At 73.8% G+C, this 23514-nt stretch carries 23 protein-coding genes and 1 pseudogene; 11 read left to right on the top strand and 13 right to left on the bottom strand.

What is annotated here, in order from left to right; translation table 11 throughout:
* Nucleotides 1-24 precede the first annotated feature (24 nt).
* Nucleotides 25-303: pseudogene (locus tag AB0O07_RS29800) on the top strand (transposase); the annotation flags it as partial.
* 87 nt (nucleotides 304-390) lie between these two features.
* Here the strand turns inward: AB0O07_RS29800 and AB0O07_RS29795 are convergent.
* Nucleotides 391-1314, bottom strand: a complete 924-nt coding sequence (locus AB0O07_RS29795) for a GNAT family N-acetyltransferase (RefSeq protein ID WP_365638994.1) — start codon at nucleotides 1312-1314, stop codon at nucleotides 391-393.
* Between the two features lie 116 nt (nucleotides 1315-1430).
* On the opposite strand from AB0O07_RS29795, the gene AB0O07_RS29790 reads away from it, so the two are divergent.
* Entirely contained in the window at nucleotides 1431-1805 is a 375-nt protein-coding gene (locus tag AB0O07_RS29790) for a GntR family transcriptional regulator (protein WP_365638991.1), read from the top strand.
* A 176-nt stretch (nucleotides 1806-1981) separates the two neighbouring features.
* On the opposite strand, the gene AB0O07_RS29785 is transcribed toward AB0O07_RS29790, so the two are convergent.
* The 4 genes from AB0O07_RS29785 to AB0O07_RS29770 all read right to left on the bottom strand — a co-directional run bounded on the left by AB0O07_RS29785 (nucleotide 1982) and on the right by AB0O07_RS29770 (nucleotide 6511).
* Nucleotides 1982-3091: a DUF5925 domain-containing protein gene (locus tag AB0O07_RS29785; protein WP_365639210.1), complete on the bottom strand. Its 1110-nt coding sequence runs from the start codon at nucleotides 3089-3091 to the stop codon at nucleotides 1982-1984.
* A 329-nt stretch (nucleotides 3092-3420) separates the two neighbouring features.
* On the bottom strand, nucleotides 3421-4212 hold the full coding sequence (locus tag AB0O07_RS29780) for a polysaccharide deacetylase family protein (protein WP_365639207.1): 792 nt from the start codon (nucleotides 4210-4212) through the stop codon (nucleotides 3421-3423).
* A gap of 227 nt (nucleotides 4213-4439) precedes the next feature.
* On the bottom strand, nucleotides 4440-5459 hold the full coding sequence (locus tag AB0O07_RS29775; RefSeq protein WP_365639205.1) for a glycosyltransferase family 2 protein: 1020 nt from the start codon (nucleotides 5457-5459) through the stop codon (nucleotides 4440-4442).
* Between the two features lie 194 nt (nucleotides 5460-5653).
* Complete coding sequence (locus AB0O07_RS29770; protein ID WP_365638989.1) at nucleotides 5654-6511, bottom strand: glycosyltransferase family 2 protein; 858 nt, start codon at nucleotides 6509-6511, stop codon at nucleotides 5654-5656.
* A gap of 585 nt (nucleotides 6512-7096) precedes the next feature.
* Between AB0O07_RS29770 and AB0O07_RS29765 the strand changes: the two genes are divergently transcribed.
* Both AB0O07_RS29765 and AB0O07_RS29760 read left to right on the top strand, forming a co-directional pair.
* Entirely contained in the window at nucleotides 7097-7906 is an 810-nt protein-coding gene (locus AB0O07_RS29765; protein WP_365638987.1) for an SGNH/GDSL hydrolase family protein, read from the top strand.
* Nucleotides 7907-8154: 248 nt separating this feature from the next.
* Nucleotides 8155-8421: a hypothetical protein gene (locus tag AB0O07_RS29760; protein WP_365638985.1), complete on the top strand. Its 267-nt coding sequence runs from the start codon at nucleotides 8155-8157 to the stop codon at nucleotides 8419-8421.
* A 230-nt stretch (nucleotides 8422-8651) separates the two neighbouring features.
* Here AB0O07_RS29760 and AB0O07_RS29755 read toward each other — a convergent pair whose 3' ends face one another.
* Together AB0O07_RS29755 and AB0O07_RS29750 are read right to left on the bottom strand one after the other, a co-directional pair.
* Nucleotides 8652-9437, bottom strand: coding sequence for an ABC transporter permease (locus AB0O07_RS29755; protein ID WP_365638984.1), 786 nt, complete (start codon nucleotides 9435-9437; stop codon nucleotides 8652-8654).
* A complete protein-coding gene (locus tag AB0O07_RS29750) occupies nucleotides 9434-10519 on the bottom strand; it encodes an ATP-binding cassette domain-containing protein (protein ID WP_365638982.1) in 1086 nt (361 codons plus the stop codon). The genes AB0O07_RS29755 and AB0O07_RS29750 overlap by 4 nt, the downstream gene beginning before the upstream one ends.
* 64 nt (nucleotides 10520-10583) lie before the next feature.
* Between AB0O07_RS29750 and AB0O07_RS29745 the strand changes: the two genes are divergently transcribed.
* Entirely contained in the window at nucleotides 10584-11330 is a 747-nt protein-coding gene (locus AB0O07_RS29745) for a TetR/AcrR family transcriptional regulator C-terminal domain-containing protein (protein WP_365638979.1), read from the top strand.
* A gap of 286 nt (nucleotides 11331-11616) precedes the next feature.
* Here the strand turns inward: AB0O07_RS29745 and AB0O07_RS29740 are convergent, their stop codons facing one another.
* From AB0O07_RS29740 to hmgA, 3 genes are all read right to left on the bottom strand, one after another.
* The gene (locus AB0O07_RS29740) at nucleotides 11617-12840 is read right to left on the bottom strand and encodes a type ISP restriction/modification enzyme (RefSeq protein WP_365639203.1); all 1224 of its coding nucleotides are present in this window, start codon (nucleotides 12838-12840) and stop codon (nucleotides 11617-11619) included.
* A gap of 320 nt (nucleotides 12841-13160) precedes the next feature.
* Entirely contained in the window at nucleotides 13161-13973 is an 813-nt protein-coding gene (locus AB0O07_RS29735; protein WP_365638978.1) for a GntR family transcriptional regulator, read from the bottom strand.
* Between the two features lie 93 nt (nucleotides 13974-14066).
* Nucleotides 14067-15395 (bottom strand): homogentisate 1,2-dioxygenase, encoded by a 1329-nt coding sequence (gene hmgA, locus AB0O07_RS29730; protein ID WP_365638975.1) that lies wholly within the window; start codon nucleotides 15393-15395, stop codon nucleotides 14067-14069.
* 144 nt (nucleotides 15396-15539) lie between these two features.
* On the opposite strand from hmgA, the gene AB0O07_RS29725 reads away from it, so the two are divergent.
* From AB0O07_RS29725 to AB0O07_RS29715, 3 genes are all read left to right on the top strand, one after another.
* The gene (locus AB0O07_RS29725; RefSeq protein WP_365638973.1) at nucleotides 15540-16331 is read left to right on the top strand and encodes a TetR/AcrR family transcriptional regulator; all 792 of its coding nucleotides are present in this window, start codon (nucleotides 15540-15542) and stop codon (nucleotides 16329-16331) included.
* A gap of 208 nt (nucleotides 16332-16539) precedes the next feature.
* Nucleotides 16540-17742 carry an MFS transporter gene (locus tag AB0O07_RS29720; RefSeq protein ID WP_365638971.1) on the top strand — a complete coding sequence of 401 codons (1203 nt, stop codon included), beginning with the start codon at nucleotides 16540-16542 and terminating at the stop codon, nucleotides 17740-17742.
* Nucleotides 17743-17885: 143 nt separating this feature from the next.
* Nucleotides 17886-19313, top strand: a complete 1428-nt coding sequence (locus AB0O07_RS29715; protein ID WP_365638969.1) for an ABC transporter ATP-binding protein — start codon at nucleotides 17886-17888, stop codon at nucleotides 19311-19313.
* A gap of 57 nt (nucleotides 19314-19370) precedes the next feature.
* On the opposite strand, the gene AB0O07_RS29710 is transcribed toward AB0O07_RS29715, so the two are convergent.
* Entirely contained in the window at nucleotides 19371-20336 is a 966-nt protein-coding gene (locus AB0O07_RS29710) for a DMT family transporter (RefSeq protein ID WP_365638966.1), read from the bottom strand.
* Between the two features lie 171 nt (nucleotides 20337-20507).
* Here AB0O07_RS29710 and AB0O07_RS29705 point away from each other — a divergent pair, with 171 nt between their 5' ends.
* Both AB0O07_RS29705 and AB0O07_RS29700 read left to right on the top strand, forming a co-directional pair.
* The gene (locus tag AB0O07_RS29705; RefSeq protein WP_365638964.1) at nucleotides 20508-20795 is read left to right on the top strand and encodes a YiaA/YiaB family inner membrane protein; all 288 of its coding nucleotides are present in this window, start codon (nucleotides 20508-20510) and stop codon (nucleotides 20793-20795) included.
* A 135-nt stretch (nucleotides 20796-20930) separates the two neighbouring features.
* Complete coding sequence (locus AB0O07_RS29700; protein ID WP_365638961.1) at nucleotides 20931-21545, top strand: TetR/AcrR family transcriptional regulator; 615 nt, start codon at nucleotides 20931-20933, stop codon at nucleotides 21543-21545.
* A 30-nt stretch (nucleotides 21546-21575) separates the two neighbouring features.
* On the opposite strand, the gene AB0O07_RS29695 is transcribed toward AB0O07_RS29700, so the two are convergent.
* Complete coding sequence (locus AB0O07_RS29695; RefSeq protein ID WP_365638959.1) at nucleotides 21576-22037, bottom strand: MaoC family dehydratase; 462 nt, start codon at nucleotides 22035-22037, stop codon at nucleotides 21576-21578.
* Between the two features lie 128 nt (nucleotides 22038-22165).
* Here AB0O07_RS29695 and soxR point away from each other — a divergent pair, with 128 nt between their 5' ends.
* A complete protein-coding gene (gene soxR / locus AB0O07_RS29690; RefSeq protein WP_365638957.1) occupies nucleotides 22166-22648 on the top strand; it encodes a redox-sensitive transcriptional activator SoxR in 483 nt (160 codons plus the stop codon).
* A gap of 138 nt (nucleotides 22649-22786) precedes the next feature.
* Here the strand turns inward: soxR and AB0O07_RS29685 are convergent, their stop codons facing one another.
* The gene (locus AB0O07_RS29685) at nucleotides 22787-23398 is read right to left on the bottom strand and encodes a hypothetical protein (protein ID WP_365638955.1); all 612 of its coding nucleotides are present in this window, start codon (nucleotides 23396-23398) and stop codon (nucleotides 22787-22789) included.
* Nucleotides 23399-23514 lie beyond the last annotated feature (116 nt).

The raw sequence follows: 23514 nt of genomic DNA, 5'->3' as shown, positions 1-23514 counted from the left end.
GCTCGCCAGGTGCTGAAGCGAGGTGTGGTCGAGGCTCGGGCGGCGTTCCTCCAGATAAGCCTCGAATGGTTGCTCCTGGAACCGCTGTTGCCGGTTCCCGCCTGCCGGACCGCCCCGGGAGGGGCCCCGGAGAAGCGGCCCCGTCGGCGCGTCGTCGACGCGATCCGCTACATCACCGGCAACGGGACGAAGTGGCGGGCGCTGCCCGCCGACTTCGGCATTCCGTGGCGCACTGTGTTCGGCTACTTCGCCCGCTGGGCGAAGGCCGGCGTCCAGGTCCGCGACGCGGCCCGCATCCGCCGCTACCTGCGGAAAGAGGATGTGACACAGGCACTGGGCGAACGCGGGCAGCGGCACGGAGGGGGAGGGGCCGGGGCCGGGGGCGAGGCGTCAATTCAGGGGGCGTACGTGTCGTACCTCGGAGGTGTGGATCTCGTAGCCGAACCACCGGTTGACCGCCAGCATCGGCCCGTTGTCCGCGTCGTTCGACGTGAACGCGTCCCGGTAGCCCGCCGCCCCGGCCCGGCGCAGCGAGTCCGTCTTGGCGAGTTTGGCCAGGCCCCGGCCCCGGAAGGCGCGGCGGGTGCCGGTCATGCCGGTCACGTAGCGGGTGGCGCCGTCGGTGTACGCCGAAGTGAAGGCGGCGACCTCGCCGTCCACCTCCACCACCGTGGTCAGTTCGCGGTCCAGACAGGGGTGGTCCCAGGTGTGGCCGAGCCAGTCCTCGTAGTCGTCCAGGGCCGTCGCGATATCGCTCGGCTCGTCCGAGGTCACCTCCGCGTCCGCCTCGAACAGGGGGCGCGGGTCGGCCTCGTAGGCCGTGCCCGTGCGGAGCGCCACCCCGGCCGGGAGGGGCGTGGGCAGCTCCGGCAGCGGGCCCCCTGCCAGGTCGAGATGCTGGAAGTGGGCGGAGCGCGTGGGGCGGTAGCCGTGGCGGGCGGCGAAGGCGAGGCTGCCGGGGTCGTCCAGCGCCCAGGCGTAGACGCTGGTCGCCCCGTGTGCCGCGAGGTGCTCCTCGGCGGTCCTCAGGATCAGCGAACCCGCGCCACGGCGGCGCCGGCCGGGGAGCACATGCGGGGTGACCCAGGACTGGCCGGGGTCCTCGCTGTCGTACGCGATGCCCACATGCGCCGTACCGATGACCTCACCCTCCTCCTCGGCGACCAGGAGGCGGTACTTCTTGGCCGGATTCGCCTTCGCCACCTCGAACAGGAGGGCCTTCTCGGTGACGACGACGAACGGCAGACAGGCACGGCGCAGCGCGACGACGGCAGGCGCGTCCTCGGTGCGGAAATCACGGACAGTCACGGTCATGGAGCGCGACCTTACGTGCGCGGGCCGCCCGCGCGCCTCCGGTTTTCCGCGTCACGTTCCGGCCAGCTCTGCCGCGTGCCGCTCGGCGCCCGTCACCGGTGGGGGAGAATCACCCCGTGACCTTGAAGATCGTGATCGACCCGGCGGCCGCGACCGCTCCGTACGAGCAACTGCGCACCCAGATCTCAGCGAAGGCCCGCTCCGGTGCGCTGCCGGTCGGGTTCAAGCTCCCCACCGTACGGGGGCTCGCGGAGGAGCTGGGTCTCGCGGCCAACACCGTCGCCAAGGCGTACCGCGCGCTGGAGACCGACGGGGTCATCGAGACGCGCGGCAGAAACGGTACGTTCGTCGCCGCGGCCGGGGAGGCCGCCGACCGGGAGGCCGCCTCCGCCGCCCGTACGTACGCGGAGCGCGCCCAGCGCCTCGGACTCGGCCGGGCCGCCGCGCTCGCCGCCGCGGAGGAAGCGGTCCGGGCCGTCTACGCCAAGTGACCCCGCTCGGGCACCCCCGCCGCGGGTGACCCTCGCTACGCAGGGCACCCCGCCCCGGACCCGCCGGGGTCCCGTGCGACGCCCCCCCTCAGGCCCCGTGCGACGCCCGCGCTCCCCCCCGTATCCGATACGGGCACCCCCGACCACCCCCGTATCCCCGGCCGCTCTCCAGGCCGTTACAGGTACAGCCCCGCGTCCGCGCCCGAGGGCTGGGCCGGGACCGAGGCCGGGCCCGTGCCTCGGCGCAGGGCGTACAGTTCCGCGAGGGTCGCGCCGTCCCGGGCCACCGTTGGGGTCTCCTCGCCGTCCTGCCGGCCCAGCCAGGAGAGCGCCTCCGCGCGGGTCAGCGAGCCGACCTCGATCCTTGCCAGACAGCGGCCGGGCCGGACCACCGCCGGATGCAGCCGCTCCAGATCCTCGTTGGTCGTCACCCCGACCAGGACGTTCCTGCCCTGCCCGAGCAGACCGTCCGTCAGATTGAGCAGCCGGGACAGCGCCTGCCCCGCCGTGTGCTTGGCCTCACCCCGGATCAGCTCGTCGCAGTCCTCCAGGAGCAGCAGCCGCCAGCGGCCCTTGGCCGAGCCGTCGTCCTCGCCGATGGCGATGTCCATCAGATAGCCGACGTCGTTGAAGAGCCGCTCCGGGTCGAGCACGCAGTCCACCTGGCACCAGTCGCGCCACGAACGGGCCAGCGTGCGGAGCGCGGAGGTCTTCCCGGTGCCCGGCGGCCCGTGCAGAAGGAGCAGCCTGCCCGCGATGTCGTCCGGCGTGACCTTCATCAGCCGGTCCATCGCCTCCGCCACGGGCGCGGTGTAGTTGACCCGCACCTCGTCCCAGGTACCGGCGGCGATCTGCCGGGTCGTACGGTGCGGGCCGCGCCGGGGCGACACGTACCAGAACCCCATCGTCACGTTCTCCGGCTGCGGCTCCGGGTCGTCGCGCGCGCCGTCCGTCGCCTGCCGGTGGATCTTCTCGGCCAGCTCGGCGGTGACGGCGGTGACCGTCACATCGGCGCCCCGGTTCCAGCGGGAGACCAGCAGGGTCCACCCCTCGCCCTCGGCGAGCGTCGCGCTCCGGTCGTCGTCACGGGCGAGGCGGAGCACGGTGGCGCCGGGCGGCAGCAGGCCGGCGCCCGCCTTGACCCGGTCGATGGTGGAACTGTGGGAGTACGGCTGCTCACCCGTGGCGAAGCGGCCGAGGAACAGCGCGTCGACCACATCCGAGGGCGAGTCGCTGTCGTCGACGGTGAGTCTGATCGGCAGGGCTTCCTGAGGCTTGGCGGACATGGCGCCCATGATCCGGCACGGGGACGGCCGATGCACGGTGTTTTGCCCTGTGGCGCCGGAGCACGCCCCGGCCGCCGGGCGGGTCGGGCCCGCCCGGCGGGGTGGGCCCTCCTCGCCCACCCCGCCGGGCACGGTGCCGGCCTCGTCGGTCACGCCCTCGGGCACGGTGCCGGCCTCGTCGGTCACGCCCTCGGGCACGGTGCCGGCCTCGTCGGTCACGCCCTCGGCGCCGCCGCCTCCGCCGTCGGCCCTGCCGTCGGGCCCGTCGGGCCCGTCAGGCCGGTCGGTGCCCTTCCCACTGGGACCGTGACCGTCCCCACCGTCCCCGCTCACCATCCGCCGGGGCCGCCCTGTCCCGCCGTGCGGACCACGGTCACCGTCCGGCGGGCGCGGCGGATCACCGCGTATCCCTTGGTCAGCGCCCGGTCCCCGGCGAAGGAGCGGAGCAGGCCCCGGCCCGCCACCAGCCGGCCGAACTCCGCGAGCCCGGTCGTACGGCGTACGGTCATCCGCTCCAGGGCGTACGGGCCCTTGGTCCGGCAGGCCAGCGCGTTGCCCACGGCGAGTGCCTGCGCGAACCCGGCCGCCCGTACGGCGCGCCGCACCCGCCGGGTGGAGTAGCCGTACGGGTACGCGAACGAGACCGGCTCCGCGCCCAGCTCCCGGCCGAGGATCTCCCGGCACCGCCCGGCCTCGCCGCGCAGTGGTCCGTCGGCGAGCTGGTCGAGCTGGGGGTGGGTGTGGCTGTGGCCGCCGATCTCCAGGCCGGCGGCGGCCACTTCCCGTACCTGGTCCCAGTCGAGCATGGTGTCCGGGGCACCCCCCGTCTCGTACCGGCCGCGCAGCCACCCCGTCGAGACGAAGAGCGTCGCGGCGAAGGAGTGCTCGGCCAGGACGGGGAGCGCGTGCCGGTGGACGCCCTCGTAGCCGTCGTCGAACGTGATCAGCACCGGGCGCTCCGGCAGCGGTGCGCCGGTGCGCCAGGCGTACGCGAGGCGCGCCGTGGTGACGGGGGTGAAGCCGCGCGCCCCGAGCAGCGCCATCTGCTCCGCGAACGCGCCGGGCGTGACGGAGAGCGCCCGGGTCGCGGGCGCGGGCCGCTCCGCGATCGCGTGGTACATGAGAATCGGTACGCCCCCGGGGCACCGCTCGGCGGGTGTGCCCCCGGGGGCCTCGGCCCTTCCGGGGGCAGCGCCCTTTCCGAGGGGCGCGGCGTCCTCGGGCTCCGTCGCTCCTCCGGGGTCCGTGGGAGCGGAGGAGCCTGAGGTGGCGGAGGTGCCTGAGGAGCCTGAGGTGCCTGAGGTGGCGGAGGTGGCGGTGACGTCCTTCGGTTCGTTTTCCTCCGCCGTCATACCGCCGCCTCCCACCGGCCGCGCAGTTCCGGCCGTGCCCCGGGGCCGGTGCGTTCGATCGGGCCCGAGGTGAAGGAGACCGCCCCGCCCCGGGTGCGGTAGCGGCCCACCAGGTAGCCGGTGGCCGTCGTCACCGCGCCGGCCGCGATCGCCCCCGCCCTGAGCAGGCCGGCCGGGCGGCCCCGCGCCGTGTCGCGGAGGGCGCGGGCGATGCCGGCCGGGAGGACCCGGGTGGTGTAGCGGCGTTCGGAGGCCAGCCCCTTGTCCGCGCCCACGCTCCGGGAGACCAGCGCCTTGGAGAGGCCCTCGGCGTAGGTCCGGGTACGGAAGTACGCGAACCGTTCGCGGGCCGCCGGCACCCGGTGGTGGATGACGGCGCGGTCGTCGACCAGCAGCACCGCGTCCGGCACCGCCTCGGTGAGCCGGATGCACAGCTCCGTCTCCTCGCACCCCAGCGGGCGCCTGTCGCCGTCGCGGCCGATGCCGGTGGCGAAGCCGCCCGCCGTGTCGAACGCCGTACGCCGGAACGACGCGTTGCCGCCCAGCACATTGCGGACCCGCACCAGGCCCTCGGGCACCCCCCGGTACGTACAGCCGACGACCCAGTCGAACTCCTCGGGGAACCACCCGGGCCTGCCCCCCGAGGCCCAGGCCGGGACCGTCCGGCCGCCGACCGCGAGGATCCTCGGGTCGTCCCCGTACGCCTCGTCGAAGCGGCGCAGCCACTCCGGCTCGGCCACGGCGTCGTCGTCCAGGAACGCCACGAACTCCCCGCGCGCCACGGCGATCCCGGTGTTGCGCCCGGCGGAGAGTCCGCGCGGGCCCGCGTTGGCGAGCACCCGGACCTCCCCGCGCGCCCGGTGCGCCGCGTACTCCTCGGTGAGCCGGGCCAGCAGGGCCGGGTTGTGGTCGACCACCAGCAGGGTCTCCAGCGCGGGCAGCGACTGCCGGGCCACCGAGTCGACCGCCGCGCGGATCTCCGCCCAGCGCTCCTCGGTGTAGACGCAGATGACCACGGTGAACGGGCGGGTGAGGGAGCGGTGGCGCGGGGCGGCCGGCTGCTCCCTGGTGTCACCCCCCGGGGCGGCCGGCTGCTCCCCGGTGCCACCCCTCGGGGCGGCCGGCTGCTCCCTGGTGTCACCCCCCGGGGTGACCGGCCGGTCCCCGGTGCCACCCCCCGGGGCGTGGGTCCCCGTCGTACCGTGCCGCGTCATGACGTCTCCCCCCGCGGCCCCGCCGGGACGTTGATGCGCAGGGCCGGCGGGCGGCGCCGGCGGGAGCGGGGGACGCGGCGCTCGCGCAGGATGACGCGGAGCACGCGGAGCCCGTCCCGGACGGCTCTCAGATTGCTGGCCCCGTGGATCCGGTCGTACTCGTGACTCGGTATCTCCTGCACCTTCAGGCCCGCCTTGACGACCCGGATGTTCATCAGGGTCTCGACCTCGAAGCCGGTGCAGTCCAGCGTGATCTCGTCCAGGCAGTGGCGCCAGAAGGCGTTGTAGCCGTAGCAGAGATCGGTGTAGCGGGCGCCGAACTTCGCGTTGACGGCCGCGCAGAGCACCCGGTTGCCGAGCTTCCGGATGGCTGTCATGTCGTCCGTGCCGCCGCCGTTGGCGAAGCGCGAGCCCTTGGCGAAGTCGGCGCCGGAGACCAGGGCCGAGACGTACGAGACGATCTCCTGCCCGTCCGCCGAGCCGTCCGCGTCGACCATCACGATGATGTCCCCGGTGCAGGCGGCGAAGCCGCTGATCAGGGCGTCCCCCTTGCCCTTGCCGCGCTGGGCGACGACCTTGACGTCCGGCCGTAACGCCCGCGCCACCTCGACCGTCCCGTCGGTGGAGTCCCCGTCCACCAGGACGACTTCATGGATCCACTCGGGCAGGGTCCTGAAGACGTACGGCAGGTTCTCGGCCTCGTTCATCGCCGGGATCACCACGCTCACCGGCGGTGTGATCGCCAGGTGCGAGGAGATCTGCCGGTACGGGTGCGGAACGGCGTCCCGCGTGGTCCCGGCGGGAACGTCCAACGGATCCTCGCCCGGTATCGCCGGGCGCAGAAAAGCGCTCACGAGTCTCTTTCCCTCTCGTCCGGTGGACCGCCCACCCCCGGGCGGTCCGGCTGCTGTTTCCGGTTCGAAAGGGGGGTTCTCACCCCGTCATGACGGCACGCCGTGCTGACGGCATGGCACATGACGCTTCGTACGCTTCAGGTGCTCCGTACGCTCCGTGCGTGCCGTGCCGAAACGGGTGAGTTTGTGGTACGTACAGCGCGGCCCGCGACCCGGTGGCGCAGCGCGCGTCCACCGAGCGTGGTACCCCCCTACCGCGCCCCGCCCGGGAGCCATCGCGACGGTGGAAGCCCTCCCCAGGAGCCGTTGACGTGATGGTCCGATGCAGGTGGATGTACGACGGTATTGATGATTGGGACTGTATGGCAAGAGCTGGAACCTCGGCGGGGTTTTTTGCTTCTTTGGCCGTACTTCGACGGTCACATCCGGAACCTCCCTGATCAGTTCCGCTCAATTCCGCCAGATCCGTGTACTCATAACGGTGCGTGGGAAACTCTCACCGAACGTTCTTGGCATGGACACTTCCAGCGAACTCGCCCTGCTGGTACGACGGTTGTGGCAGAAATCCTGCTAAGGAGAGGTCCTATGAAACTGGCCCGAATCACGGCATTCTCGTCCTCGCTGCTCCTCGGCGCGGTGCTCGCCCTGACCGGTGCGGCACCGGTTCAGGCCGCCGAGTCGGCCGCCGCCGTCAACTACGTCGCCCTCGGCGACTCCTACTCCTCGGGGGTCGGCTCCGGCGCGTACGACAGTGCGAGCGGCGCCTGCAAACGCACCCCCCGGGCCTATCCGGCGCTCTGGGCCGCCGCGAACGCCCCCGCGTCGTTCGCGTTCACCGCGTGCTCCGGCGCTCGTACGGGTGATGTCACCGCGAGCCAGCTCGGGCCGCTCACCGCCACCACCACGCTGGTCTCCGTCTCCATCGGCGGCAACGACGCCGGGTTCTCCGATGTGATGACGGTCTGTGTGCTCCAGTCCGAGGCGAGCTGCCTCAACCGGATCGCGCAGGCCCGCGCGTACGTCGACTCGACGCTCCCCGGCAACCTCGACACCGTCTACAACGCCATCAGAGGCAAGGCGCCCAACGCCCGCGTCGTCGTCCTCGGTTACCCGCGCTTCTACCAGCTCCAGGGCACCTGTGTGGCCGGGCTGAGCGAGACGAAGCGCGCCGCGATCAACAACGCCTCCGACTACCTCAACGACGCGACCGCCAAGCGCGCCGCCGACCACGGCTTCACCTTCGCGGGGGTCGCCGGGGCCTTCACCGGGCACGAGATCTGCTCCAGCGGCTCCTGGCTGCACAGCCTGAACGTGCTGGACATCGGCGAGTCCTACCACCCCACGGCCGCCGGCCAGTCCATGGGGTATCTGCCGGTCTTCTCCTCCGCCGCCTGACGGATGCCCGGGCGCCGGGTTCCCGGTCGAGCGGACCCCCGTCCTGCTCGGCCGGGAACCCGGCCCGGCCCGCCGCGTCCCTCATCGGGCGAACTGTCCAACTCGCCCTGAATTCAGATAGATCGGGTCACCTCGCCTCCTCCTCGTACGGGTGTGGTTCCGCCCGAAGGCGGGATACACGGGTGTCCTGAAGGGGCGATAGGGTTAACCTGCCCGAACCGGGTGCCCTCGTACGGGTGGGGAGTGGAATGGAACAGATAACGGTGCACAGCAGGGCGCGTATCCCTGCGATCACCTGCGGGAGCAGCGCGACCAGTTCGCGTCTCGACCGACATCTCTCGGTGCTCGGCGGTCCCGCCGTGCCGCAGCGGGAGACCGTCGAAGCGACGCTGCTGATGCGCGAGTTGACCGCACGGGACAGCTCGGAGCGGCACCGGAGCCGCCGGAGCGCGCGGGTCTCGCTCTTCGCGCCGCTCAGGCGCCTGCGGCGGACGCTCTTCGGCAGCCGCCGCTGACCCGAGCGGCCCGGGCCTCCCGGTCCTGTCGGCCTCGCGGCGCCGCCGTGTCCGGACCATCGGCACCTTCCGGTGGTCCTGCCGAGCGTCCGCCGCGACCTCCTCCTCCTCCCTCCCCCTCGCAACCCATGTCCCCGCCGCGGCGTCCCGGCCGGTGAGTCCGCTCCCCGGCACCGGCCCAGGCCGCCTGCGGCCCATAACCCCCGTCCCCGCACCGGCTCATGACCGGCTCACGCGTCTCCCCGCGCGTACCGCCGCACCGCCAGCGGGACGAAAACGGCGAGCAGCACCGCCGACCACAGCAAGGATCCGGCCACCGGATGCGCGGCGGGCCACGCCGCGTCCGCCGCCGGGGCCGCGTTGCCGCAGAGTTCGCGGACCGCCCCGGCCAGCGCGGTGATCGGGTTCCACTCGGCGACCGTACGGAGCCACCCGGAGAGTCCCTCCGTCGGGATGTACGCGCTCGACAGCAGCGGCAGTACGAACGTCGCCGCCCCGAGCTGGCCCGCGATCTCCTCGTTCCGTACCAGCAGCCCCACATACGTGCCCACCCATGTGGTGGCGAACCGGAAGGCCAGCAGCAGCCCCACCGCGCCGAGCGCGCCCGCGCCGCCGTCCTCGATCCGCCACCCCACCGCGAGCCCCACCAGCAGCAGCGGCACCAGCCCCACGACGGTGGTCAGCAGATCCGCCAGGGTCTGGCCCAGCGGCACGGCGAGCCGGTGCATCGGCAGCGTCAGGAACCGGTCCATGACCCCGCGCTGCGCGTCCTGCGACGCCTGGAACATCCCGGTCATCAGCCCGCCGGCGGCCGTCGCCGCGAGCAGCCCGGGTACCAGGTAGGCGCGGTACTCGCCGCCCGGCATCGCCAGCGCGCTGCCGAAGACATAGCCGAAGAAGAGCAGCATGTTGATCGGCATGCTCTGGGTCAGGATCACCACGCCCGGCGCGTGCCGGATCCGCTGGAGGTGGCGGGCGAGGACCGCGCCGCTCTCATAGGCCAGTGCCGTGCTCATGCGGGGTGCTCCTTCGTCGCGGGGGCCGCCGGGGCGGCGGCGGTGGTGGTGGACGGGGCGGACGGGGCGGGCGAGGTGGTGCCGAGGGGGTCCGTGCGGCCGGTGAGCCGGAGGAAGACCTCGTCCAGCGTCGGCGGACGCAGGCTCACGTCGACCACGGGCACGCCCGCCGCGTCCAGTTCGCGGACGATCCGGGGCAGCGTCAGCGCCGGGTCCGCGGCCACCGCGCCGACCGTACGGCGCTCCCGGTCGAGCACGGGCTCCGCGCCGGTCAGGTGGTCGAGCACGCCCGCGGCCCTGCGCAGCGCGCCCCAGGACGGGTCCGGGTGCTCCTCCTCGGCGAGGACGACCTCCGCGTACGAGCCGATCCTGGCCTTCAGCTCCGCCGGGGTGCCCCGGTGGGCGGCCCGGCCCCGGTCGATCAGCACGATGTCGTCGGCGAGCCGGTCGGCCTCCTCCAGGTACTGCGTGGTCAGGACGACCGTGGTGCCCTCGTCGGCGAGCGCCCGCACCGTGTCCCAGATCTGGCCTCTGCTGTGCGGGTCGAGGCCGGTCGTCGGCTCGTCCAGGAAGAGCACCCGGGGCCGCACCAGCAGGCTCACCGCCAGGTCGAGGCGGCGCCGGAGCCCGCCCGAGTAGGTACGGGCGACCCGGTCCGCGGCCTCCGTCAGCTCCAGCCGCGCCAGCAGCTCCTCGGCGCGCGCCTTGCCCGCCGCGCCCCGGACGCCGCGCAGCCGGGCGAAGAGCCGCAGATTCTCCCGGCCGGTCAGTTCGCCGTCGACACTGGCGTACTGGCCGGCGACCCCGATCGCGCGGCGCACCGCGCCCGGCTCGCGGACGATGTCGTGCCCCGCCACCCGTGCGGTGCCCGCGTCGGGGGCGCTGAGGGTGGTCAGCACCCGTACGGCGGTCGTCTTGCCCGCGCCGTTCGGCCCGAGCACCCCGCAGACGGTGCCCTCCGCCACCGCCAGGTCGAGCCCGTCGAGGGCGGTCACCCCGCCGGAGCCCTTGCCGCGCGCGTCGCCGGAGCGGCCGAAGCGCTTCTCCAGACCTTCACTAAGTACAGCGTACGTAGTTGTCATGCGGCCCACCGTACCGCACTACGTACGTTGTACGTAACTAGGATGGTGGGCGAGGTGATGATCGATGGCGGGGCGACCTGCTGAACCCGAAGTGATCTGGACGCGCCCCGAGCGGGCCGGGCGCGGGCCGAAGGCGGCGTACAGCCGCGCCGACATCGCGGCCGCCGCGGTCCGGATCGCCGACGCGGGCGGCATCGGGGCGGTGACCATGCGGCAACTGGCGGGCGAGCTGGGGTGCGGCACGATGTCGCTCTACAACTACATCCCGCGCAAGGGGGATCTGTACGAGCTGATGGTCGACGCGGTCGCGGGCGCGTATCCGCTGCCCGAGGGCCCGACCGGCGACTGGCGCGCCGACCTGACCCGGATCGCGTACCGGGCGCGCGGCATGATGCGGGACCATCCGTGGATGGCGGGGCTGATGTCGAGCGCGTACGGATTCAGCCCGAATGTGATCAGCTTCCTGGAGTACAGCCTGAGTTGCCTGGACGGGCTCGAACTCTCCTACGGGGAGAAGATGGAGCTGATCGCCATGGTCAACGGTGTGGTGACGACGTACATGTCCAACGAGCTGCACACGGCGGAGCGGGTGCGCTCCCTGCCCTGGTCGGCGGAGCGCGAGCACGAGGTTCGGATCGCGTACATGGTGGGCGAGTTGTCCACCGGCCGCTACCCGCGACTGGCGGCGGCCCTCGCCGAGGACGCCGGGCCGATCGACCTGGACGCGGTCTTCGCCCGGGCGGTGGACCGCGTCCTCGACGCGTTCGACCCGAAGGCGGCCGGGGGCGGCGCCGGGCGCGGGGACAGGTGAGGGGCGGGGGAGGAGCAGGTGAGGGGCGGGTGAGGTCCGGGGGAGGTCCGGGTGCGGGGAGGCGCCGTGGGGGTTCGTGCCGGGGGTGCCGCAGGCCCTCCTCCGGCAGGCGCCGTACGCCCCGGGGGCCCGGCGCGCCACGGGGGGTCGCGACGCGTGCCCGGGAGGTGCCGTACGCGTCCGGGCGTGCGGGTGCCGCCTGCGGGAGGCGCCGTACGTGTCCCGGGAGGCGTGGTACGCGCCCGACGGGGCCGTTACGCGCCCCGGGGCCGCCCGGTAACCCGCCCTAGACCAGGGCGAACTGGCCCTCCGGGCCCTCCTCGTGGTGGTCGAGGACCGAGGCCGGGCGGCGGGCCGCCGACGGGACCGGGAGGACGCCGGCCGCGCGCAGCTCGGCCCGCCCGACGGCGCCGGACCCGGTGCGGGCGCCGGCCCCGGCGGAGGCCCCGGCCGCGGTCCGGATCTCCGCGCGCAGCCGGGCCTGTTCCGGGCGGGCTTCCGCGAGCAGGGCCAGGACCGTGATCAGCTCCAGCAGCTCCGAGGTCCACTCCTGGGGCCAGCGGGACGGGCGGATCGCCTCCAGGGTGCCGGGCGCGGGCGGTTCCACGAGGCGGGTCCGGCCCTCGAACCAGGTCTCCAGCGTCCGCGCCCCGCCGGCCGTGAACTCCCAGGCCCCGGCGGGCACGGGGGAGATCCGGCCGGTGCCGATCCGGAGCACCTCCTCCGCCGCGTCGTACGTCAGCGCCTCCGGCCGCTCCGGCACGGCGGCCCGGACGTACGGGCGGCGCCCGCCGGGCAGCCGGGGGCGGTCACCGCCGTGCGCGCCCCGAAGCTGGACCGAGGTCAGCCGCCGTCCCAGCGCCACCCCGCGCGCCCACACCCCGGGGTCCGCCGTGAACGGCACCACCGCGCCCGCCGGGGAGGGCGCCGCGACCGCCACGGCCCACGCCACCACCTCCTCGGCGGTCACCGGACGGCCGAGCCGGCCGGCCAGCAGCGCGGTAAGCCCGGGGGCGAGGTTGGGCTCCCGGCCGCCGGGACGCCGGTAGAGCGGCCGGATCCGGGCGGGCGGCCCCGCGGGGGAGCGGCCGTCCGGGAGAAGGGCGCTGACCAGCACCGCGGGCTCGGGCCCCGGCCGCACCCCGTACCCCTGCTCCACCGCGAAGAGCTGCGCCGCGTCGGCCACCCGCCAGAGCTCGGGGCGCGCGGCGTCGATCAGCCGGTGATCCGGGATCAGCCACTGCTGGTCGAAGGGGCCGTGCGCGATCCGCACCGGCTCCGGGCACCGCCCGTCCTCCCGCTCCCGGGCGAACCGCCCGGTGCCGGTGGCCTGTCCGGGCAGCGCGGGCACGGCGCTCTGCGGCGTACGCGCCCGGCTCACCCCGAAGAGCTCCGCGCGCTCCGCGCCCTCGGCCCGTACCAGCCGCTCCCAGCGCGCGGTCAGCGAACCGGGGTCGGGCGCCATCACCCACCCCCGGCCCAGCCGCAGCGCCGGCACCGACCAGGGCATCACCTCGGCCAGCAGCGGTACGTCCCCGGGGTCCGCGCCGTCCGCGCCGTCCGCCGCCCCGCTCCGCGCCCCGGAACGCGCCGTGCGCGCCCCCGGCCGGGGGATCCGGCGCCCGGCGCCCCCGAAGAGCACGCCCTCCGCGCCGTCGGCGTCGGACCGCGTCCCCGTCATCCCGGACCCTTCCTGTCCCCCTGCGCCGTCGGCGGCATCCTAACGGCCCGGAGGAAACGGACAACACGCCCCCGGGGCGCGCACGCCTCCGGCCCGGCCGGCTGACGGGGCACGGCCCCGTCAGCCGGCCGACGGTGGACGGCCCCCCGTCAGCCGGCCGGGCCGTCCCCCGTCACCCCCGTCACGCCCGCCTCTCCCGCCTCTCTCGCCCCGCCGTCCGTCTCCACCGTCACCGAGAAGGAGAACCGGTCGCCCCGGTACCGGATCCGGGCCACGTCCACCACCCGGCCGCTCTCGTCGTACGTCACCCCCGTGTAGTGCAGGATCGGGCTCAGCAGCGGGACCCCCAGGAGCTCCGCCGTCACCGGGTCCGCCAGCCGGGCCTCGACCGTGTCGGTGATCCTGCTGATCCGGATGTTCCGGATGTCCCGGAGCACCTTGGTCATCGGCCAGCGCTCCAGGTCCGCCACGTCCAGACCGGCCGCGACCTCCGGACGTACCGCGTTCTCCGCCCAGTTGACCGGCTCGCCGCTCTCGCCGTCCCGGCGCAGCCTCCGGTACGTGACCACCTCGTCCACCCCGGGGAAGTACGCGGCCAGTTCCCCGGGGACGGGGGCGCGGCCATGGCCCAGGACCGTGGTCAGCTCGCCCGACTGCTGGGCCACGATCGCGTCCACCGAGCCGAGGACCCGGCGCGGGGAGCCGCGCCGCGCGCCCGGTTCGATGAAGGTGCCGCGCCGCCGGTGGCGGCTGATCAGCCCCTCCTCCTCCAGCTCCTTGAGCGCCTGCCGCATCGTCAGCACGCTCACGCCGTAGTGCCCGGCGAGCTGCTCCTCCGTGGGCAGCCGCAGCGGGTCCTGCGGACAGCGGCCCAGTATCGAGGCGCGCAGCGACTGCGACACCTGGTACCAGAGCGGCAGCTTCCGGTTGAGCACCAGCGAGTCGGGCGCGAAGGCGGTCATGGGCGCGTTTCCCCCGGCCGGTCAGGACCCGAAGAGGCGTTCACGCCAGGACCCGAAGCGGCGCTCACGCCAGGACCCGAAGCGGCGCTCACGTCAGGACCTGAAGTGGCGCTCAAGACCCTGCCACACCTCGTCGTACCCCCGTTGCAGATGGGCCGCCCCGGCCGCCTGCCCGGCGAGCGTCACCGGCCAGCGCGTCTCGAACATGAACGCCAGCCCGTCGTCGATCTTCTGCGGGCGCAGCTCGGCGGTGGAGGCCCGGTCGAAGGTCACCCGGTCCGGGCCGTGCGCCGACATCATGTTGTGGAGCGAGCCGCCGCCGGGCACGAACCCGCCCTCGCCCGCGCTCTTCGCGTCGTACGCGCCCTCGATCAGCCCCATGTACTCGCTCATCACATTGCGGTGGAAGTACGGCGGCCGGAAGGTGTTCTCACCGACCAGCCAGCGCGGCGCGAAGACCACGAAGTCGACGCCCGCGAGCCCGGGGGTGTCGGACGGGGAGGTCAGCACGGTGAAGATGGACGGGTCGGGGTGGTCGTAGCTGATCGACCCGAGCACATTGAAGCGGCGCAGGTCGTAGACGTACGGCACATGGGTGCCGTGCCAGGCGACGACATCCAGCGGCGAGTGGTCGTATGTGGCGGCCCACAGGTTCCCGCAGAACTTGGTGACCACCTCGGTGGGCCGCTCGATGTCCTCGTACGCGGCGACCGGCGCCCTGAAGTCCCGCGCGTTCGCCAGCCCGTTGGCGCCGATCGGGCCCAGGTCGGGGAGGACGAACGGGCGCCCGTAGTTCTCGCACACATACCCCCGTACCGCCTCGTCCAGCGGCTCGACCCGGAAGCGCACCCCGCGCGGGATCAGCGCCACCTCCCCGGGGCGGGCGGCGAGCAGGCCCAGTTCGGTACGGAACAGCAGCCCGCCCCGCTCGGGGACGATCAGCAGCTCACCGTCCGCGTCCCCGAACACCCGGTCCGTCATGGGGGAGTTGGCGTGGTACAGATGGACCGCCATCCCCTCGCGCCGCGTCGCGTCCCCGTTGCCGCCCAGCGTCCAGAGCCCGGCCAGGAAGTCGGTGCCGGGCGGCGGCTCGGGGAGCGGGTCCCAGCGCAGCCGGTTGGGGTCGGGCACCGCATCGGTGAACGGGGCGCCGCGCACCGCGCCGTTGTCGATCCGGGCGAACGGCGGATGCGCCGCCGAGGGGCGGATGCGGTAGAGCCACGAGCGCCGGTTCTGCGCCCGGGGCTCGGTGAACGCGCTCCCGCTGAGCTGCTCCGCGTAGAGCCCGAGCGGCGCCCGCTGCGGCGAGTTGCGGCCGTGCGGCAGCGCCCCCGGCACCGCCTCCGAGCTGTGCTCGTTGCCGAAGCCCGAACGGTGGCCGAAGTCCGTGGCCGCCTTTCTGGCCTGCTCGATGGAGTTCATGGTCCGGCTCCCTGGTCGAGGGTTCCCGTCCGGCCCGGGGCGGTGTCGCCGCCGGGTCCGTCCTGCCCGTACTGCCAATCCTATGGACCACCGTAGGATTGGGCGCTCGGGCACGTCAACGGGGCCGCGCGGCATCATGGAGCCGTGTCACGCGACCGTACGAACCACCAGCCCGCCCCTGCCTCCGCACCCGCACCCGCCTCCGGTCCCGCCTCCGCACCCGCCTCCGGCGACGACGGCGCGGACCCCGGTTTACGCCGGGTCCCCGTCCAGCGCCGCAGCGCGGAACGGCTCGCCCGGATCCTCGACGCCTGCGCCGTCCTGCTGGACGAGACGGGGTACGAACGGCTCTCCACCCGCGCCGTCGCCGCCCGCGCCGGGGTCCCCATCGGCTCCGTCTACCGCTTCTTCGGCAACAAGCGGGCCATGGCCGACGCGCTCGCCCGGCGCAACCTGGACCGGTACGCCGGCCAGGTCACCGCCCGGCTCGGCCGGCTCGGCCCCGGGGACTGGCGCGGCGCGGTCGACGCGCTCCTCGACGAGTATCTGGCGATGAAACGCACCGTGCCCGGCTTCTCCCTCGTCGACTTCGGCGCCCAACTCCCGCTCGGCGCCCGCCACTCCGCCCCCGTACCCGTACCCGAACCGGCGTCGGCCCCGGCGTCGGCATCGGTGTCGGCTTCGGCGTCGGTGGAGCGTGCCGAAGCGCCCGACGCCGACCCCAACCACCGGGTCGCCCGCCGCCTCACCGGCCTGCTCGCCGGGCACCTGGGCCGTACGCCGGACGCGGCGCTGCACCGTACGGTCCTGGTCGCCGTCGAGGCCACGGACGCCCTCCTCCAGCTTGCCTTCCGCACCGACCCGGCGGGCGAGCCGGGGATCGTCGCCGAGACCCGGACCCTGCTGCGCGGCTACCTCGCCAAGACCTTCGACTGACGGTGTCGCCGACGGCGTCGCTGGCCCCCGCCGTGACCTGGGCTTCTGCTCGTAATGTTCACGAGGCACCACCTTGTGGAGGCTGCGGCGGGCGGCTTAGATGTCAACCGCCGCACCCCGCGACACCCCGCGGCACCGGCGCGACAGCAGCCGCGCCTGGGCCCGGGCACCGACCCGACCGACCCGAAGGTGAGGGGCCCGCCGCCCGATGCCGAAGGCCCCCGCACCCGACGGCCCGCCCCCGGCCAAGACCGGCGGACGCGGCTGGCTGCTCCGCCTGGTCATCGCCTTCGGCTTCACCCAGGGCGCCGTCTCGATGGCGCGGCCCGCCGTCTCCTACCGCGCGCTCGCCGTCGGCGCCGACGAACGCGCCATCGGCGTCATCACCGCCTTCTTCGCGCTGCTGCCGCTCTTCGCCGCCGTCCCCCTCGGCCGCCGTACCGACCACGGCCGGTGCGGGCCGCTCCTCGTCGCCGGGGTCGTCCTGATCTCCGCCGGGTGCGCCCTCAGCGGTCTGGCGGGCTCCCTCGCCGCGCTCGCTGCCTGGAGCGGACTGATGGGCCTGGGCCACCTCTGCTTCGTCATCGGCGCCCAGTCGATCGTGGCCCGCCGCAGCGCCCCCGCCGAACAGGACCGCAACTTCGGCCACTTCACCGTCGGTGCCTCCCTCGGCCAGCTCGCGGGCCCCGCGGCGGCCGGGCTGACCGTCTCGGGACAGGGCGACACCCTCGCCCGTACGAGCGGACTCGCCCTGCTCCTGGCCGCCGCAGCGGCGGCCGTCGCGTTCACTGCCCTCTGGCGCGTCGAGCCCCCGGCCCGGGCCACCGCCCGGGACCGTACCGCCGCCCGGGTCCCCGTCCACCGCATCCTGCGCGCCCGGGGCGTCCCCGGCGGGATGTTCATCAGCCTCGCCGTGCTCTCCGCCACCGACATCCTCACCGCGTACCTCCCGGTGCTCGGCGAGGCCAGGGGCATCCCGCCCGCCGTCATCGGCGCCCTGCTCAGCCTGCGCGCCGCCGCCACCATCGCCTGCCGCCTGGTGATCACCCCGATGCTCCGCCGGGTCGGCCGCACGGTCCTGCTCACCGGGACCTGTCTGCTCGGCGGGGTGCTCTGCGCCGCCATCGCGCTGCCCGTACCGGTGTGGGGGCTCGCGCCGCTCCTCGCCGCCCTCGGCTTCTGCCTCGGCGTGGGCCAGCCGCTCTCCATGACCACCGTCGTGCGGGCCGCCCCGGAGGCCGCGCGCTCCACCGCGCTCGCGCTCCGGCTCACCGGCAACCGCCTCGGCCAGGTCGCCGCCCCGGCCGGCGCCGGAGTGATCGCGGGTGTCGCCGGCACCGGCGCGCCCTTCCTGATGCTCGGCGCGCTGCTGGTCGGCGCCGCCGCCCTGGGACCCCGTAGAACCGGCTGAAGGGCCGGGAAGCGGGGCCGACGGTCCGATAAGGGGACGGCAGCGGCGAATCCTTCCCTCAAGACCATTCCCTGACCGCGCGCAGTCGGCTAACTTCAGGCGTTCGCAGCCGCTCCACCTTCTTCTTCCGGGCGGAAACATTCATGACTCGCGCCATTTCCCTGCACAGCGTCAGCAAGGCATACGGACGGACGGCCCGAGCCGTCGACCGATTCTCGATCGATATCGCGCCCGGTGAATTCCTGGTGCTCCTCGGGCCCTCGGGATGCGGTAAATCGACCGTGCTCCGGATGATCGCCGGGCTGGAGGAGATCACCGAAGGGGACCTCTTCCTCGACGGCGAATATGCCAACGAGATGCCCCCGCGCGAGCGCCAGATGGCCATGGTCTTCCAGAACTTCGCGCTCTATCCCTCCATGACCAACCGCGACAACATCGGGTTTCCGCTGAAACTGGAGAACCCCCGCGAGGACCGCACCGAGCGCGTCGAGGCGACCGCCAGGATGCTCGGCATCGAGAGCGTTCTGGACCGCTATCCGAGTCAGCTCTCCGGCGGCGAACGCCAGCGCGTCGCGATGGGCCGCGCCATATCCCGGCGCCCCACCGCCTTCCTCATGGACGAGCCGCTCTCCAATCTCGACGCCAAACTCCGCAGCCATCTCCGTGCCGAGATCGCGCAGCTCACCGCCGAACTCGGCGTCACCACCGTCTATGTGACCCACGACCAGGCCGAGGCGATGTCGCTCGGCGACCGGGTCGCCGTGATGCGCGGCGGGGTGCTCCAGCAGGTCAGCCCGCCCCGCGAGGTCTACGCGCTGCCGGAGAACGTCTTCGTCGCCGCCTTCATCGGCACCCCCCGGATCAATCTGCTCCAGGCCGTCGTCCACGCGCCCCTCGGCAGCCGGATGGCGATCGACCTCGGCCGGCAGCGGCTGCCGCTGCCCGAACCGCTCAGCTCCGACCACCAACTGCTCCGGATCCAGCAGGGCCGGCAGATCATCGTCGGGCTCCGCTCGGAGGCCGCCAGGATCGCCCCGCCCAGCCAGGCCCGCCCCGGCGAGGTGGCGCTCAGCGGGATCGTCGAGCACATGGAGTACCAGGGGCACGAGGCGCTGGTCCATCTCAACATCGGCTCCCGGCCCGCCGTCGTCTCCGACCTCGAATCGCCCCGCCCCAAGTCCGCGGTGAACCGCCGCAGAAGCGGTCCTGGCCTCCTCGACCGGCTCCGCTCCCGCGCCACGGGCGGCAACGGCTCCTCCCGTACGGACACCTCCTCCCGTACGGAGGGCTACCGCGCCGGGGCGGGCGGAGCGGCCGGTTCCGCGCGGACCGCCGGTTCCGCGGGCTCCGCCCTGGACGAGCAGCCGCCGCCGTTCCAGGCGCCCGCGCACAGCCCCGAACGGGCCGCCATCGCCGCGAGCGACCTCGTCGTCAGAACCGGCCCCGACATGCGGCTGCGCACCGGCGCCCAGGTGCCGCTCCTGGTCGACCTGGCCCACCTGTACGTCTTCGACGACTTCGGCCGCCGCATCTGCCCGGCCCCCCGGGACCAGCCGGGCCTGGTCACCTGAGCCGTACGCCCGTACCCGTACCGCTTGTTCCGCCGATGCCGTACGGGGCCGGCCCGCCTAGGCCGTACGGGGCCGACGCGGCCGGGAGCGGGCCACCGCGACGCCCGCGAGGCAGAGCGCGCCGCCCCCGAGCGTCAGCGGCGCCGGGATCTCGTCCAGCGCCAGCCACGCCATCAGCACCACCAGCGCGGGGACGGCGTATGTGGTGGCGCCCATCCGTCCGGCCGTCGTACGGGCCAGGGCGTACGCCCAGGTGGTGAAGGCCAGCGCGGTCGGGAAGACACCGAGGAAGACCATGTTGAGGGTGGCGGAGAGCGGCGCTCCGGCCACGCCGTGGACGAGCTGCCCCGCGAAGGGCAGACAGGCGACCGCCCCCGTCAGACAGCCGTATGTGGTCACCTGGAGCGCGCTCGCGTGCGCCAGCGCGGGCTTCTGCGCCACCACCCCGCCCGCGTACGCCACCGCCGCCAGCAGACAGAGGAGCACCCCGAGCACCGAGGCGTGGCCCTCGCCGGACATGGAGAGCCCCACGGTCACCGCGCCGGCGAACGACACCGCCATGCCCGCCAGCAACCGGGGCGGCACGGTCTCGCCCAGCAGCCGGGCGCCGAGCAGCGCGATGAGGATCGGGCCGATGTTCACCACCATCGCCGCCGTGCCCGCGTCGACCTCCTGCTCGCCCCAGTTGAGGACCACCATGTAGACGCCGAACCAGAGCAGCCCCGAGACGGCGATCCCGGGCCAGGCGGCCCGGGGCGGCACCCCCTCGCGCCGTACCAGGCAGAGCAGACCGAGCACCAGCGCCCCGGTCAGCAGCCGGCCGAGGGCGAGCGCACCCGGCGCGTACGCGGCGCCCGCGCTCCGGATCGAGACAAAGGCCGAGGCCCAGAGCACGACGGTCACCCCGGCCGCCGCGACCGGCAGCCAGGGGAGCCGGGCGGCGGGTCCGGTGGGAGCGGCGGGTCCGGTGGGGGCCGTGGGAGTGGCGGGCTCGGCGGGGGGAGGGGGCGTCGCGGAGGTCATGTGCGGAACGTACGTCGATCGGACCGTCCGGCTCATCTGTATTTCGCCAGATGGACAGGGCGGTTTCGCGCCTCCGCCCACCCGCGCCTCCGCCCACCCGCGATGGTGCGTATCCGGGTTCTGAGTATCTGTACGGATGTGCCGGCCGTCCCTGTGGCCGAGGCTTTCCCCATGACCGACTCACCCGTCAAGCAGCAGAACACCGCGGCCTACTACGCCCAGGCCGTCGCCTCCTTCGCCCTCGCCCTGGTCGCCATGGCCGTCGGCATCGTCCAGCTCGACGCCAGCGCCTGGGTACGGGGTTTCCTCGGCGTCACCGTCCTCTACCTCACCACCTCGGCCTTCACCCTCGCCAAGGTCATCAGGGACCGCCAGGAGGCGGGGCAGCTCGTCAGCCGGGTCGACCAGGCCCGGATGGAGAAGATCCTCGCCGAGCACGACCCGTTCCAGAAGCTCTGACCCGCCCCGACCGCCCGACCGCCCCGTTCGACCGCTCCGACCGCGCTGACCGTCCCCGGCGCCCTAAGCGCTTGCTCACCGCCGGGGTATGGTGTGCGTCCTGTCGAATGGACGGCCGAACGAAAGGGGCCTGCGATGCGTACGGCGGAGCAGACGCCGTGGGGTGAGGTCACCCCGGAGGCGGCCAGGAAGCTGCTGATCGCCGCCGTCGAGGCGTTCGCCGAGCGGGGCTACCACGCCACCACCACCCGCGACATCGCGGGCCGCGCGGGGATGAGCCCGGCGGCGCTCTACATCCACTACAAGACCAAGGAAGAGCTGCTCCACCGCATCAGCCGGATCGGCCACGACAGCGCCCTCGCCCTGCTCACCGCGGCGGCGGACGGCGAGGGCACGGCGGCCGAGCGGCTCGCCGACGCGGTCCGCTCCTTCGTCCGCTGGCACGCGGAGCGGCACACCACGGCCCGGGTGGTCCAGTACGAACTGGACTCGCTCTCCCCCGAGCACCGCGCGGAGATCGTGGAGCTGCGGCGGAGCAGCAACGCGGCGGTCCGGCGGATCCTGGTGGACGGCGTACGGGACGGCGAGTTCGCCGTCCCCGACGTGCCGGGGACGACGCTCGCCGTGCTCTCGCTCTGCATCGACGTGGCCCGCTGGTTCAACGCGGCGGGGGCCCGCACACCCGACGAGGTCGGCACCCTCTACGCCGACCTCGTCCTGCGGATGGTCGCCGCCCGCCCGGGCGACTGAGCCGGGCCGGGGATTTCCCGTACGGGCGGCTCAGAAGTAGTACCGCGACACGGACTCCGCCACGCACACCGGCTTCTCGCCGCCCTCGCGCTCGACCGTGACCCGCAGGGTGATCTGCACGCCCCCGCCCGTCTCCGTCACATCCGTCAGCACACCGGTCGCGCGCAGTCGCGAGCCGACCGGGACGGGGGCGGGGAAACGGACCTTGTTCGTGCCGTAGTTGACGCCCATCGTCACCTTGTCGACACCGACGAGCTGCGGCATGAACAGGGGCAGCAGCGAGAGCGTCAGATAGCCGTGCGCGATCGTCGTCCCGAACGGTCCCTCCGCCGCCCGCGCCGGGTCCACATGGATCCACTGGTGGTCCCCGGTCGCCTCGGCGAAGAGGTCGATCCGCTTCTGGTCCACCTCCAGCCAGTCGCTGTACCCCAACTGCTCGCCGATCCCGGCGCGCAGCTCCTCGACGGAGGTGAAGATCCTCGGCTCGGCCATGCCCTGGTGCCGCCTCTCGACTCGGTGCGCTGATGTCCTGTTGATGGTGGCGCGCTGTCCAAGCGCTTGCTCAGGTGAGCATGTGGTGCGGGCGGCCCGATGTCAACGAGGGCAGTAGGCTTCGAGAGGTGCCCCAGATTCCGGAGACGATCAGCGAACTCACCGTCGGACAGGTGGCGGCGCGCAGCGGCGCCGCGGTCTCGGCCCTGCACTTCTACGAGGCCAAGGGGCTGATCAGCAGCCGCAGGACCAGCGGCAACCAGCGCCGCTACACCCGCGACACGCTGCGCAGGGTGGCCTTCATCCGGGCCGCCCAGCGGGTCGGTATCCCGCTCGCGACGATCGGGGACGCCCTCGCGGAGCTTCCCGAGGGGCGCACGCCCACCCGCGACGACTGGGCCAGGCTCTCCGCCGCCTGGCGCGCGGAGCTGGACGCCCGGATCCAGCAGCTCGGCCGGCTCAGGGACCATCTCACCGACTGCATCGGGTGCGGCTGTCTCTCCCTGGAGACCTGTGTGCTCTCCAACCCGGACGACATCTTCGGCGAGCGCCTGACCGGCTCCCGGCTGCTGGCCGACCGTCGCGCGGCGAAGGCCTCCCGTACGGAATGACCGGCTCCCGTCCGCGCCGGCTCCATGGGGCGGGGCCGTACCGCCCGACCGCCCCGCCCTTCCGGCCGGCGGACGCGCGGGCCCGGCCGGCCGGACAGCACCTGGTGCCGCGACCGGCAAAGCCTGCCGGGAGGGGCGCTAGGCCACCGACGCCAGATCCTTCGGCCGTACCCGCTTCGCCCGGGCCAGCGCCTCGGAGGTGAGGAGGGGCAGCGGGACCACGATCCCGCACCCCGTGCAGACCGGCCCCGACCAGGGCTCGTACGACAGGTCGCGCCGCCACACGAACCCGCGCTCCGCGCAGACGGGGCAGGCGGTGCCGGGGGCGCTCTCCAGGCCCGAGATCAGCCGGCGCAGGACCACGGCGAGCGACTCCGTCGGGTGGACCGCCGGGTCGTCGCACCGTGCCACACCGTTTCCGCCCCAGATCCGCCGGTGCCAGTCGTCGCAGCTCCCGGGCCGCCGCAGCCCGTCGTGCTTCTCGCGCCTGCGCCGCTCGGCGAACTCCGTCTCGTACGCGAGCCAGACGGCCCGCGCCTCCTCCAACTCCTCCAGGGCGGCCGTCAGCCGCGCCGGGTCGGGCGCCCTGTCCTCCGGCTCGATGCGGTGCCTCGCGCACAGATGGTCCCAGGTCGCCCGGTGACCGTACGGAGCGAACCGCTCCAGGCACTTGCGCAGGGAATACCGCCGCAAGGCCAGGTCGCACCGCGGGTCGCGCACCTGTCTCGCGAGACTCCGGAATCCGGCCATCGCATGCCACCTCCGTCGCTGTTCGGCGTTGAGGAATGGACGTACGCCTGCCCCAATCGGCTCCATCAAAAAACAGATGGGGCCCATGGAATCGGTCATTTAGTGGCATATCGAGC

This window comes from Streptomyces sp. NPDC093085, assembly GCF_040683935.1.
Lineage (GTDB): Bacteria > Actinomycetota > Actinomycetes > Streptomycetales > Streptomycetaceae > Streptomyces.
The sequence above is the reverse complement of the archived record's forward strand: the minus strand, read 5'-3'. Positions and strand labels throughout refer to the sequence as shown.